The organism is Rhodococcus sp. RS1C4 (genome assembly GCF_002258225.1).
Taxonomy (GTDB): domain Bacteria; phylum Actinomycetota; class Actinomycetes; order Mycobacteriales; family Mycobacteriaceae; genus Rhodococcoides; species Rhodococcoides fascians_E.
On record NZ_NOXZ01000023.1, the window covers coordinates 300,637 to 313,527 of the forward strand.

Genomic DNA, 12,891 nt, shown 5'->3' on the forward strand with positions numbered 1-12,891 from the left:
TTCGACGCCGACCGCGGTTCATCTAGTATCTATGTTGTGTCTAAGGAACCCACTGCCGCCGAGCACGCCTATGTGACGGTCAAGGAAATGATCGTCACCGGTGAGCTGCCCGGTGGGGAACTGGTCAGCGAAGGCGACATCGCCGGCCGAATGAACATCAGCCGCACTCCCGTCCGTGAGGCATTTCTGCGCCTACAGGTCGAAGGGTGGATGCGGCTCTACCCCAAGCGCGGCGCACTCGTCGTACCCATCGCTGCCAACGAGGCGGAACACGTCGTGTCCGCGCGGTGGCTCGTGGAGACCGGCAGCGTTCGAGTCGTCGCCGCGTCGCCGCACGTGCGCGAGCGGCTTCTGCCTCGGCTACGCGCGAACCTCGCCGAGCAACGGGAGATCGCCGCGACGGGTACGCGAGCCGACTTCAGCGCCGCGGACGCGGACTTCCACCGCCTGATCGTCCGAGCCGGTGCCAACCCGCTGCTCGACGCCTTCTACGACGGACTTCGCGAGCGCCAGCGGCGGATGACGACGCATTCGCTCGCCCGTGATCCCGATCAGATCTCCCGCATCGTCGACGACCACAGCCGCCTCGCGGACTTGATCGAGGCCGCCGACGTCGACGGTTTCGGCGAGGCCGTCGACACCCACATGAGACGCACACACGGATTGGACGAAGGAGGCGCGACATGACCGAGAATTCAGTGAAGGGGTCCGAAGCAACGACTCCGACGCGGACGACCGATACCAGGACGGGACGGTGGATTCTCGTAGCCGCCGGGATGTTCGCCGTCGCGTGGGGCGGAAACGAGTTCACCCCGCTACTGGTGATGTACCGGCTCGAACACGGATTCTCGGCGATCACCGTCGACACGTTCCTGTTCGCGTACGTCATCGGCATCGTTCCTGCGTTGCTCGTCTGCGGTCCGTTGTCGGATCGGCTCGGCAGGCGTCCGATCATGTTGCCGGCGACGGCCGTCGCCGCGGCGGGATCGATCCTCATCGCCATGGGTGCGGACACCGCCGCGATACTCTTCTTCGGCCGCGTGCTCAGTGGTGTGGCACTCGGTATCGGCATGGCTGTCGGCGGCAGTTGGATCAAGGAACTGTCCGCTCGGGCCGGTTCCTCGGCGGGCGCGAGGCGCGCTGCCATGAGCCTCACCGCTGGATTTGCGCTCGGCGCAGGCGTGGCGGGCGTTCTCGCGCAATGGGGTCCGTGGCCCACGCATCTCGCGTACCTGGTGCATGTCGGGATCTGCGTCGTCACCGGCCTCGGCATGATCTCGGTTCCCGAGACGCGGCCCGCAGTGCCACCCGCCGATCGGCGTCGACTCGTCGACGACCTGAAGATCCCGTCCGCCGGGCACAAGCGGTTCCTGCTGGTCGTGGTTCCGCTCGCGCCGTGGGTGTTCGGTGCGGCCAGCGTCGCCTACGCCGTTCTGCCGTCGCTGATGGCAGACCACAGCGGAGGTCATCCGATTGCGTTGTCCGCGTTGATGTCCGTGATCGCACTCGGATCCGGATTCGCGATTCAGGCGGTCGGGCGCAGAATCGACACGCCCGACGCTGCTCGCGGCGCACTCGTCGCACTGACGATTCTGGTGGTCGGCATGGTGCTGGCCGCGTGGGCTGCCTCGGTGCTGACCATCGTCGCGGCGTTGATCGCGGCAGCTGTCCTCGGTTGCGGTTACGGCATGGCCCTGGTCTCCGGGCTGCAGGAGGTGCAGCGCATCGCCGGACCCGACGACCTGGCCGGGCTCACTGCCGTCTTCTACTCGCTGACCTACCTGGGCTTCGCTGTTCCCGCGATCCTGTCGGCGCTGACCGAAGCGTGGCCGGGGGTGGTGACCTATCCGGCGATCTTCACCGCCGGTGCCGTCATCGCTGCAGTCTGCTGGGCGTTCGTTCGTACCCGTTCGACCCACCACCTCCCGGCCGAGGCGTCTAAGATCAGCTGACTATGTCGGCCTCCCCGCTCGTGACCACGCGGCGGGTCCCACTCCTCGTTCCCGTCACCGGGTTGTCGGTGTGGGATTGGCGCGAGAGTTACGCCGTGTTCCTCGCCTTCGTGATCCCGATCCTGCTGCTCACCACCGTGCCAGTGTTGTTGCCGTTCTTCGCCATCGGGCTGATCGTCGTCGGTCTGGGGCTGCGTGTGCGCCGTATCGTCCGGTGGTGGACCCTGTTGAGATTCGCGGACCCGGTCGTCGTCGATGCCGTCGAGCAAACCGTGGCGTCGCGTGGCACCGTGCGTCTCGCTCATGCGACGGGGTGGCGTGTGCACCGCGGGTGGTTCACCGGCGAGATCCACGACAACACGATCACGTACACCGTGGGCGGAGCGCCGCGCACCCTCGTGGTGCGGGGCCTCCCGTACACCTCGGGGGTCGTACTCGCACACCCGACGCGACCTGATGCACTGTGCGTCAGCGCCTTTCCGTTCGATCTCCGGTTGAGCGACGACAGTCGGTGGTCGGTGTCGGTACCACCGTCGTCGTGGCTCGGTGCGGCGGCGACGGCCGTGCTGTACTCCGCGCTGGTGTTCGTCGTGTGGTGGACCCTGTAATTGCCGTGGTTCGAGAACTACGGCAGAGCGGGCAGCTGTTCCTGCCCCAGCCAGGCGTCCCACAGCGACCGCGGGGCTCCGAAGCGCGACGCCAGATCCGTGAAATCGGCGGTACTGACGGTCGAATAGCGGTACTTCGACGTCCATTCCTGGATCAGTTCGAAGAACTTGTCGTCGCCGATGGTGGTGCGCAGCGCATGCAACGTCAACGCGCCGCGCTTGTACACGCGGTCGTCGAACATCTTCGCGGGCCCCGGATCTCCCAGAATCAGATCCCGCGGAAGCCCTCGCTGCATGGTGTGTACGCGTCGGGCCTTCTCCGCTGCGGACGAGCCTCCCGAGTTCTCCGCCCAGATCCACTCGGAGTAACAGGCGAACCCCTCGTGCAGCCAGATGTCCTTCCACTTGCCGAGAGTGAGGCTGTTGCCGAACCACTGATGGGCGAGCTCATGCGCCACGAGCCGCTCGAAATACCGTGTGCCGGAACAGTGATTGGCGCCGAAGATGGACAGTCCCTGCGCTTCGATGGGGATCTCGAGGTCGTCGTCGGTGACCACCACGGTGTACGCGGCGAACGGATACGGACCGTAGAGGCGGGTGAAGGTCTCCATCATCTGCGGTTGACGGCCGAAGTCGTGCTCGAAATTGGGCCTGAGCCGGTGCGGCAGCACGGCTTTCATGCGGACGGGAGACTCGGTGATGGTGTGCTGGCTGTACGGGCCGATCTGGATGGTCGCGAGGTAGGTGGCCATCGGCTCCGGCTGCTCGTACACCCACGTGGTGCGGCTGGCACGAGTCTGCTTGCGAACCAGTGTCCCGTTGGCGATGGCGTAGTAAGGCGAATCGGTCGTGATGGTGATCCCGTAACTGGCCTTCGACACGGGGTGGTCGTCGCACGGAAACCACGACGCCGCGCCGTTCGGCTGACTCGCGACGATGGAACCCTCGGTGAGCTCGTCCCAGCCCACTTCGCCCCAGAACCCGTCGATGGGCTTCGGGGTTCCGCTGTACTGAATGTTCACCACCAGCGCCGCGCCCGACGCAACCGGCTTGGCGGGGGTGATCTTGAGCTTGCCTCGGTGCTGGCTGAACTTCACCGACCGTGAACCGTTGACGCTCACCTTGGACACGCGTAGTGCCGGGCCGAGATCGAACGCGAACTTCGAGACGGTGTCGGTGGTGACCGCCGTGATCTTCGCCTTACCGGCGAGCCGGTTGCTCTCGACCTTGTACTCGAGGTCCAACTCGTACCGCGACACCCGGTAGCCGCGATTGCCGTTCTGTGGCAGGTAGTCGTCGATCGGTGGGTCTGCGCCGTCGATGTCGAACGTGGGCGTCACCAACTTGGAGCCACCGAATTTCATAGGCCGGCCCCGGAGTGGAGCCCGCCGGAACGATTTTCGTGGGGGGAGTGGAGCCCGCCGGAACGATTGTCGTGGGGGGAGTGGAGCCCGCCGGAACGATTGTCGTGGGGGGAGTCGAGCCCGCCGGAACGACTGTCGTCGGGGGCCGCGGTCACGATGCGTGCGAAGGGGTCGCCCTTGGCCCAGGGAGCGATGGGGTTGCCCTGCCAACGGGTGTGATGGGGAACCGTGTCTCCGCGCATGACCAATGATGCAGGACCGACCGTCGCGCCGTCACCGATACCGGCGGCAGGCAACGCGACGCAGTGCGGTCCCAAGGTTGCTCCTCGTCCCAGAGTGACGCTGTCCATGGACATGATCCGATCATGGAACAGGTGTGTCTGCACAACGCACCCTCGGTTCACGGTCGCGCCGTCGGCGAGAGTCACGAGATCAGCCTCCGGAAGCCAGTACGTCTCACACCACACTCCGCGTCCGATGTCGGCGCCGAGCCAGCGCAACCACATGTTCAGCACAGCAGTACCCTCGGCGGCCCGTGCGAACCACGGTGCGGCAACGGTCTCGACGAACGTGTCGGCCACCTCGTTGCGCCACACGAACGAACTCCACAACGGATGCTCGACCTTGTCGATGCGGCCGACCCACACCCATTTGGCGGCGGCCGACACTCCGGCCGCGACAGCTCCGGCGAGCAGCAGGACGAGGCCGCTGAGCAGCGCGGCCAGCCAGAAGCCCACGGCGTCGGCGATGGCGGTCAGCCCGAACAGAACGCCGAGCCCGATTCCGAACGTGACCATCACCGGGATCAGGCGGCACGTCTCGACGAGTGATCGCGCGATCTTCAGCTTCACCGGCGGATCGAACGTGCGCGACGAGTCGGCCCGGCCCGCTGCCCGGCGCAACCTCACCGGCGGGCTGCCGAGCCACGAGGATCCGGATTTCGCCTTGTCCGGCGTCGCCGACAGGACCGCGACGAGGCCGTTCTTCGGCACGGTGCGGCCCGGTCCGGTCATCCCGGAGTTGCCGAGGAACGCACGCTTGCCGACCTTCGCGTCACCCAGGTGCATCCACCCGCCACCGAGCTCGTAGCTCGCGACCATCGTGTCGTCGGCCAGGAATGCACCGTCGGCGACGGTCGTGAACTTGGGAATCATCAGCACGGTCGATGCCTCGACGTCCTTGCCGATCTTCGCGCCCAGCAACCGCAGCCAGTGGGGCGTGAGCAGCGACGCGTACAGCGGGAACAGGAACGTGCGGGCCGAGTCCATCAGGCGTTCGGTCGCCCACACCTGCCAACCGATGCGGCTCCGTACCGGGTGATATCCCTCGGTGAGGCCGATGCCGAGCAGGCGGACCGCCACCAGAGTGATCAGCGCGAACACACCGAGCGAGACGAGCGTGGCGACCGGAAGCATGATCGCCGCGCGCCCGACGGCACCGAGCAGGGTCGTCGCGGTGTGCAGCCACCACCCCATCAGTACGAGCGACACACCGAGGGAGAAGATCGCCATCCCGGACAGCATCAGCGACGCGACACCGTAGGCGAGGACCCAGCGCGTGGCCCGCGGGGGAGTCTCCTCCGGCCACGGATGCTCGGCCTTGCCGACCTTCTGCGCGGGCGATCCGGCCCACAGCTGCCCCGCGTTGACCCGGCCGACGACGGCCGAGCCCGCACTCACCACGGCGTTCTTGCCGACGGTCGTGCCCGGCAGGAGTGTGGACCGAGCCCCGACGGTAGCGCCCGCACCGATCTTGATACCGCCGATGTAGACGATGTCGCCGTCGATCCAGTGGCCGCTGAGATCCACTTCCGGTTCGACCGAACAACCGTCGCCCAGCTCGAGCATCCCGGTCACCGGGGGAAGGGTGTGCAGGTCGACGCCCTTGCCGATCTTCGCGCCGAGCGCGCGGGCGTAGTAGACCATCCACGGAGCACCGGACAGGTTGGAGGCGCCACTGGCGTCGGTCAGCCTCGTCGCGGTCCACAGACGAATGTGTGCGCTACCGCCGCGTCGATACGCGCCGGGCTTCAGACCGGCCAGCAGGACGCGCGAACCGACGACCGAGATCGCCATGCGGCCGACCGGAGTGATGAACGCGACGAACGCGACCAGAATCCACCACCACGACACCGTCGGCGCCCACGGAACCTCGGCGAACCAGCTCATCACGTTGAACAGGATCCCCAGCCACGTGATCCACTGCAGACCCGTCAACGTCGTCAGCGGGACCGTGGCCGCGATCTGCGTCCACTGGGCCGACCTGGACGTCGGCTCGACTTCACGCGGAACCACTTCGACGGGCGGCTTCAACTCGTCGAGATAGCGTGCGAGCGACCCGAGACGAGGGTGGTCGTAGAGCTGCGCGACGGTGATCTCCGGGAATCGCTCGCGCAGTGCCGTCACCAGCTGAGCCGCGGACAGGGATCCGCCGCCGTTCTGGAAGAAGTCCGCGTTCTCGTCGGAGACCTGCGCGCCGAGGATGTTGGTCCACAGCTCGGCGACCCATCCTGCGGTGCCGGCGAGATCGGAGCCCTCACCCATGCCGGGCAACGGCCACGGCAGGGCGTTGCGGTCCACCTTGCCCGACGTCCTCGTCGGCATTTCCTCGACGAGCGCGAGCCGCGGAACGAGTGCCGACGGCAACTGTTCGGCCAGAATCCGGCGAGCAGCTTCCAGGTCGAAGTGAGGATCGGTGCTGGCCAGATAGCCGACGAGCACCGAGTTGCCTGCGCCGGTCTTGCGCACGGCAGCGGCCGCACCGCCGACACCGGGAAGCGCCTGCAGTGCGTTGTCGATCTCACCGAGCTCGATGCGTCGGCCGCCCAACTTGATCTGATCGTCGGCGCGGCCCTGGAACAGCAGGCCTTCGAGCTCGAGCTTCACCAGGTCGCCGCTGCGGTAGGCGCGGTCCCATCCGAGCGTCGGCATCGGCGCGTACTTCTCGGCGTCCTTGGCCGGGTCGAGATAGCGGGCAAGGCCGACGCCGCCGATCACCAGCTCACCGACTTCGCCGACGGCAACAGGGTGGCCCGACCCGTCGACGACGGCCAGATCCCACCCGTCGAGCGGGAGGCCGATCCGAACGGGTCCCTTGCCGTCCATGATCGACGCGCAGGCGACGACGGTGGCCTCGGTGGGTCCGTAGGTGTTCCACACCTCGCGGCCGTCGACGGCGAGGCGCTCGGCCAGTTCCGGCGGGCACGCTTCTCCGCCGAAGATCAGCAGCCGGACGGCTTCCAACGCGACGGCAGGCCACAGGGCAGCGAGCGTCGGGACGGTCGAGACGACGGAGATGTCGCGGGACACCAGCCACGGCCCGAGATCGAATCCACTGCGCACCAGGGACCGGGGAGCGGGCACCAGGCATGCACCGTGCCGCCACGCCAGCCACATCTCCTCGCACGAGGCGTCGAAAGCCACCGACAAGCCGGCGAGGACACGGTCGCCCGGTCCCAGCGGATCGTCCTGCATGAACATCCGAGCTTCGGCGTCGACGAACGCCGCCGCGTTGCGATGACTGACCGCAACACCCTTCGGGGTGCCGGTGGAGCCGGAGGTGAAGATGACCCACGCGTCGTCGTCGGGAGTCGGGGTCGTCAGAGCATCAGGGGCGGGGGTGTCCTGCTTCTCGGCCGTACCGGCGGCGATACCGCCTGCCGTGACGACGGCGGTCACCTTGGCCTCGCCGAAGACGAGCTCGGCCCGCTCGTCGGGGTCGTCGGCGTCGACCGGCACGTAGGCGGCGCCTGCGTTCAGGATCGACAGAATCGCGACGTACAGGGAGAAGGAACCGGACGGCATCCGGATGCCGACGCGATCGCCGCGCCGGACGCCGGCCCTGGCCAGCCACTGAGCGCCTTCGTCGATGTCCTCGAGCAGTTCGCGGTAGCTGACGGAGACGGTGCCGTCGTCGATGGCCGGTGCGTCGGGAAACTGCGACGTCGTGGACCGCAGGATGTCGATGAGCGTGCGTTCCTGTGGAGCACGCTCACCGCGCAGGAACTCGGGCGGAACCCCGTTGCGGGTGTCGGCCGTTTCCGATGGTGATTGCACAGACAACCGGGTGTCCTTCTTCTCGTGTGGTACCGAAATTCGAACGAACGTCGCGCGTCGTTATCTCATGTTCGGTTGTCCAGAAGGTGAACAGTCTCGGCTGTCCCCTTCCGACACAAGTCGTAGCTCGGCATTGCGCGGATTCTACTAGGAAGTGCCCCGTTCGCCCCTGTCGAAGGGTTTCCTACCTGGGAGGTTGACAATCCCTCGCCGCGTTTGCCATCCTCTTTTCAGGTCATGAGTACCAGCATCGAGCCCCGGCTTGCTGGTCGGCAACCCTCCTCCGCGGTGGGGTGCTCCGGGTGACGACCTGGCTGGCGCCGGAAAACCGGTGCAGCAAGCGCGGACTCGATTTCCGACAGGTACGTCGGGTCCCTTGATCGACAAGGGGTTATTTGTCATGACTGCTGTTCTGAACAACTCGTGTGCGTCTTTCGCGGCCGTCAGCGGAGCTGACCTTCAGGTCCCGTTGGTCGACGGAACGAGTTGCGCATACGCCAATTTCGACTACGCGGCCAGCGCGCCTGCGCTCGCCGAGGTCACCGCACGGATCGCCGAGTTGCTTCCGTACTACTCGAGCGTGCACCGCGGAGCCGGGTACGCATCCCGTGTATGCACGGCTGCGTACGAGAAGGCCCGGGTGACGGTGTCCGATTTCGTGGGCGCACAGCCGGATTCGGTCGTCGTCTTCACCAGGAACACCACGGATTCGCTGAACCTGCTCGCGGGATGTGTACCGGGTGACACCGTGGTGCTGGACATCGAGCACCACGCGAACCTGTTGCCGTGGAGGGATCGTCGCGTTGTGGTCGCCGCCGACTCGATCGCCGAGACGCTGACACGCATCGAGGTCGAGCTGGAGACGAAACCCGCTGCGCTGCTGGCGATCACCGGCGCGTCGAACGTCACCGGAGAGGTGCTGCCGATCCGCGAACTGGCCGAGCTCGCGCACTCGCACGGTGCGCGCATCCTCGTCGACGGCGCGCAGTTGGTGCCGCATCGCCGCATCGACATCGGTGATCTGGGTGTCGACTACCTCGCGTTCTCCGGCCACAAGCTGTACGCGCCGCACGGTGCAGGCGTCCTCGTCGGCAAGCGGGACTGGCTCGACGCGGCCGAGCCATACCTCGCCGGAGGCGGCGCCGTGCGCTCGGTCTCGATCGATCGGACCGAATGGGCGCCGGTGCCCGCACGGCACGAGGCCGGAACTCCGAACGTCCTGGGAGTCGTCGCACTGGCCACGGCATGCGAGGCGCTGGCTCGGCACGAGTCGGCAGGATCGATCTCGCACGAGCGCGAACTGTCCGACCGTCTGCGCGACGGTCTGTCGTCGATCGACGGCGTCGGCCTTCTGACGGTCTGGAACGACGCACCGGACACTGTGGGCATTGTCACATTCACGGTCGACGGGTACGGCCCGGGCGAGATCGCCGCGTACCTGTCGGCAGAGCACGGAATCGGTGTGCGCGACGGCAAGTTCTGCGCGCATCCACTGCTGTCCAGGCTCGGCCACGCAGGCGGGGCCGTACGCGCCAGCCTGGGGCTCGGCAGTTCCGGAGGCGACGTCGACAGGCTGATCGACGCGGTCCGGACCCTCGCAACCGACGGACCGTCCTGGACGTACGAGGAGGACGGCGGATGGTGGAATCCGGTGCCGGATCCCCGCCCGTTCCCCGATCTGGCCGACGGTGCCGCAGGCGTGGGATCCCCATGCGCCACACAAACGGTTAGCATCGCTTCATGACAGCAATTGCTCTGTCGCAGAGCGGACTCTGGTCGGATCGCTACGTCGATCTGTGCCGTACCGCCTCGGGGTCGTGTAGGCGTTCGGGCTAGGCCTCAGCCGTCATATCCCTGCTTGCACCAGAAGGACTTCACCTTCATGTCGAACAGTTCAGCCGTACGCGTAGCACTCGTCCACCCGTCGCAGTGGACCGAAATCACCGACGCAGCCCCCACCGAGACGATCGTGCGGATCGAAGCCGCCGACCTTCGTGAAGGGCAGCAGGCACGAGCTCGTGCCCGCGCCGAGGCCGTCGAGGCGGGCAAAGACGCGGACAGCGTCGCCGTGTTCCTCGACATCGAAATCCACATCGCCGACGACGCGAGGACGGCTCGCCGCGAGTTCGCGGCCCTCGACGCGCCTACGGTGCCCGGGTCGATTCGCTACGTCGGCACACCCTCCGGACTGGCCGGCCTGATCGCCGATGTCAAGGCCGCCGACGTCGCCGACGGTGTGACCCTCCTGCCCGTCGGGCCCACGTCCCGGAATCTGGACCGCGTCGCCGACGGCGTCGTGCCGTGGCTGGAGGACCGCGGCGTGGTGTTCGCAGCGGATGCAGTTCTCGAAGGTGCAGGCGTCGCTCGTCGCAGCCGAGTGCTGGCGTCCTGATCCAGGTCACCCTCGCGGTCGGGTCACGCGTTCAGGTGACGTCGACCGCGAGTCCTGCGGTGATGCGCAGTAGTTCCGCGCTGGTGGTCCGGAAGACAGTGTTCGGATGCCCCGCCGCCGCCCACAGTTCTGTGTGTTCGGCCAGCGACTCGTCCACGTAGGTGGGCAGGTTGGTGGGGTGCCCGACGGGCGCGATGCCGCCGATCGGCTGCCCGGTCGCGTGCTTGACGAGGTCGAGCGGGGCACGCGTCAACGTTCCGTCGAGGCGGGCGCCTGTCGCCTCCAGGTTCACCTGATGCGCACCCGACACGAGCAGAAGAACCGGATCGTCGTCGAGCAGGAAGACCAGCGATTTCACGATCGCGCCGACGGCGACACCCAACGATTCAGCGGCGGCCTCGGCCGTCGGTGTCGGCTCGGGCGAGGTGACGACGACGCCGTGGTGTCCGCGCGAGATCAGAATGTCCGCGACGTGGGCTGCGTTCGGGTGAAGTAGCCGGGGCATCTTCCAATGGTATTGCCACTCGGCCCCGTTCGCAGTTACTCGTTGCGCAGTTCGCCGAACAGCCTGAGCCTCGCCATGCCGCCGTCGGGGAAGATGTCCATGCGCATCTCGGACACCGGCTCGGAGTGATCGAGCAGGAAGCGATGCCTGGTGTCCGGCTGCAGACGAGTGCGCGGCAGCAGTTCGATCCATTCACCGTTTCCGAGTTTGCCCGTCAACGACGCAGCACCGGGGGCGTTTCCGAGGAAGCACGACGTGTCGAGCTCGGCCAGATGGATCGTGCCCGTTCCGGCGAGAGTGACCTGGACCCAGTCGTTGGCGTCGTTGCGGCGGCGTGATGTCTCCCATCCTTCGCCCATCGAGCGAGGCGGTCCGGGGAACAACAGATTGTTGGGTGAGCTGTAGAACATGTTGGAGCACGCCGAGACGTACCCGCCGTTCTCGAGCGCCGCGAGATCGAACGGGCCTGCGGCGATGAAGCGCGGATCCGGCTTTCCTCGGCCCAGCACTCGCAACCGCGCGACACCGCCGTCCGGGTAGATGCTGAGCTTGACGTGGGTCCAGCGCTCCTCCGAGGCCACCTTGAAACGGTTCTCGGAGTCGCCCTCGACGGCGCTCTTCGGGACGATGGTCTCCCACGTGGTGTCCTCGTACAGTTCCTTCGCCGACGGGAAGCCTTCGACGGACGCCGCTTCGACGGAAATCTCCGGCGGGTAATTGCCGGTGAACCAGGCGGTGTCGACGACGACTGCGTCGACGACACCCGGCGCTCCGAGCCGCACGATGGCCTCGTCGTAACCCGATTCGCGACGCCGCCGCGTCTCCCAGCCGTCGTAGATCTGCCCTTTGTGACCGAAGGTGGCGGTCTGGTAATCGGCCTTCCCCGGCTTGACCAGATTCTCCTTCTCCGCGAACGTTTCGTCGTTCGCCCACACGACTGCGCCACCGAGAGTGCGTACCGCGAGATCTGGCAAGGGGAGGGGGAAGGTGGTTGTCATGGTGGTCAGGATACTGGGAGTGCGTCCGGTTGCTCGGTGCGTGCGGCCTTCGTGAAGGCGAACAGCAGGGCGATCCCCACCGCCGAATACGCCGCGAGGGCCAGTGCAGGCTGACCGAGGCCCGTCCCGGAGAAGTACACGATGCTGCGCACACCCTCGGTGCCGATTCCCGGCGTGATCCACCGCCCGACGGCGGCGTAGAACTCGGGGAGTACGTAGGGTCCGAACGCGCCTCCGGCACTCGGGTTTCCGAGGATCACGAACACGATGATGGCGATCGGTACCGCCGCCACTCCGATGGCTGCGCGCAGCCCGAGCGTGAACATCGACGTCGCGAACACCACTCCGGTGCCGAGGAGCCACAGCGGGAACCAGTGACCGGCGAACGTGCCGAGCAGGTGGGTGACGATCAGCGCTCCCAGCGCACCGGACAGCACGGAGTACGCGGCGAAGATTCCGAGTTGGGCAGCGGCGTCGCGGCGGGACTTCGGGGCGCCGACGAGCAGGCCGATCGCGGCGGCCAGCAGGTATCCGCCGACGACCCAGCCGACGGACAGATAGAACCCGGACAGTCCGCGGTTGTCGTGGATCCCGACGGGGATGTCGTCACGGACAACGAACTGGCGGCCCTGTGAGGCCTCGACCTCGGTGAAGATCGACTCGAGGGCAGCGGAGATGGAGCTTCCCGCGGCGCTCGCCGTGATGACCGTGTCCGTGCCCGAGGCGCTGACGACATAGGCGCCCAGCACCTCGCGGTCGCGGATCAACGACCTGGCATCTTCGGTGCTGGCGACCGCGCGCGCGTCGAGCGGTGTGCCGTCGATGGCGTTGAGCTTGTCCGCGGTGTCGGTGTCGATTCCTGCGGGCAGACCTTGCTCGGCCACCACCGCGATGGGTATTTCCCGCGGGGTGGGCTGATGGAACGCGGCAACATAGCTCGCGATGAAGCCGAGTTGGAGCAGTAGTACCCCGAACGCGATCCAGACGACCTTGCGCATGCGATCTCCTCCGACACGA

10 protein-coding genes and 1 riboswitch are annotated in these 12,891 nt (G+C 66.9%); of the genes, 5 read left to right on the forward strand and 5 right to left on the reverse strand.

Annotated elements, in window-relative coordinates:
* The first annotated feature begins 36 nt into the window (after positions 1-36).
* From CH289_RS12215 to CH289_RS12225, 3 genes are read left to right on the forward strand one after another with little or no spacing between them, the layout of a single operon-like run.
* A complete protein-coding gene (locus CH289_RS12215) occupies positions 37-687 on the forward strand; it encodes a GntR family transcriptional regulator (RefSeq protein WP_019663029.1) in 651 nt (216 codons plus the stop codon).
* Positions 684-1,952, forward strand: a complete 1,269-nt coding sequence (locus tag CH289_RS12220; protein WP_019663030.1) for an MFS transporter — start codon at positions 684-686, stop codon at positions 1,950-1,952. Before CH289_RS12215 ends, CH289_RS12220 begins: the two co-directional genes overlap by 4 nt.
* Before the next feature lie 2 nt (positions 1,953-1,954).
* Positions 1,955-2,560, forward strand: a complete 606-nt coding sequence (locus CH289_RS12225; RefSeq protein WP_019663031.1) for a hypothetical protein — start codon at positions 1,955-1,957, stop codon at positions 2,558-2,560.
* A 17-nt stretch (positions 2,561-2,577) separates the two neighbouring features.
* Here CH289_RS12225 and CH289_RS12230 read toward each other — a convergent pair whose 3' ends face one another.
* Both CH289_RS12230 and CH289_RS12235 read right to left on the reverse strand, forming a co-directional pair.
* Positions 2,578-3,924: a M1 family metallopeptidase gene (locus tag CH289_RS12230; protein ID WP_094727975.1), complete on the reverse strand. Its 1,347-nt coding sequence runs from the start codon at positions 3,922-3,924 to the stop codon at positions 2,578-2,580.
* On the reverse strand, positions 3,921-7,985 hold the full coding sequence (locus CH289_RS12235; RefSeq protein WP_094727976.1) for a Pls/PosA family non-ribosomal peptide synthetase: 4,065 nt from the start codon (positions 7,983-7,985) through the stop codon (positions 3,921-3,923). Before CH289_RS12235 ends, CH289_RS12230 begins: the two co-directional genes overlap by 4 nt.
* Before the next feature lie 227 nt (positions 7,986-8,212).
* Positions 8,213-8,328: riboswitch (SAM riboswitch) on the forward strand.
* A gap of 51 nt (positions 8,329-8,379) precedes the next feature.
* Here CH289_RS12235 and CH289_RS12240 point away from each other — a divergent pair.
* Positions 8,380-9,723 (forward strand): aminotransferase class V-fold PLP-dependent enzyme, encoded by a 1,344-nt coding sequence (locus tag CH289_RS12240; protein WP_094727977.1) that lies wholly within the window; start codon positions 8,380-8,382, stop codon positions 9,721-9,723.
* Between the two features lie 138 nt (positions 9,724-9,861).
* On the forward strand, positions 9,862-10,371 hold the full coding sequence (locus tag CH289_RS12245; protein WP_230594324.1) for a hypothetical protein: 510 nt from the start codon (positions 9,862-9,864) through the stop codon (positions 10,369-10,371).
* A 31-nt stretch (positions 10,372-10,402) separates the two neighbouring features.
* Here the strand turns inward: CH289_RS12245 and CH289_RS12250 are convergent, their stop codons facing one another.
* Genes CH289_RS12250 through CH289_RS12260 form a run of 3 tightly spaced genes read right to left on the reverse strand, consistent with a single transcriptional unit; the run spans position 10,403 to position 12,872 of the window.
* Positions 10,403-10,876, reverse strand: a complete 474-nt coding sequence (locus CH289_RS12250) for a YbaK/EbsC family protein (protein ID WP_020110929.1) — start codon at positions 10,874-10,876, stop codon at positions 10,403-10,405.
* A gap of 35 nt (positions 10,877-10,911) precedes the next feature.
* Positions 10,912-11,874, reverse strand: a complete 963-nt coding sequence (gene alc / locus CH289_RS12255) for an allantoicase (protein WP_037143357.1) — start codon at positions 11,872-11,874, stop codon at positions 10,912-10,914.
* A 5-nt stretch (positions 11,875-11,879) separates the two neighbouring features.
* Positions 11,880-12,872 carry a hypothetical protein gene (locus CH289_RS12260; protein WP_019663038.1) on the reverse strand — a complete coding sequence of 331 codons (993 nt, stop codon included), beginning with the start codon at positions 12,870-12,872 and terminating at the stop codon, positions 11,880-11,882.
* Positions 12,873-12,891 lie beyond the last annotated feature (19 nt).

Excerpts from the sequence above, each read along its gene's own strand:
- CH289_RS12220 (WP_019663030.1), top strand. The coding sequence starts at position 684 with ATGACCGAGAATTCAGTGAAGGGGTCCGAAGCAACGACTCCGACGCGG.
- CH289_RS12225 (WP_019663031.1), top strand. The coding sequence starts at position 1,955 with ATGTCGGCCTCCCCGCTCGTGACCACGCGGCGGGTCCCACTCCTCGTT.
- CH289_RS12230 (WP_094727975.1), bottom strand. The coding sequence starts at position 3,924 with ATGAAATTCGGTGGCTCCAAGTTGGTGACGCCCACGTTCGACATCGAC.
- CH289_RS12240 (WP_094727977.1), top strand. The coding sequence starts at position 8,380 with ATGACTGCTGTTCTGAACAACTCGTGTGCGTCTTTCGCGGCCGTCAGC.
- CH289_RS12245 (WP_230594324.1), top strand. The coding sequence starts at position 9,862 with ATGTCGAACAGTTCAGCCGTACGCGTAGCACTCGTCCACCCGTCGCAG.
- CH289_RS12250 (WP_020110929.1), bottom strand. The coding sequence starts at position 10,876 with ATGCCCCGGCTACTTCACCCGAACGCAGCCCACGTCGCGGACATTCTG.
- alc (WP_037143357.1), bottom strand. The coding sequence starts at position 11,874 with ATGACAACCACCTTCCCCCTCCCCTTGCCAGATCTCGCGGTACGCACT.
- CH289_RS12260 (WP_019663038.1), bottom strand. The coding sequence starts at position 12,872 with ATGCGCAAGGTCGTCTGGATCGCGTTCGGGGTACTACTGCTCCAACTC.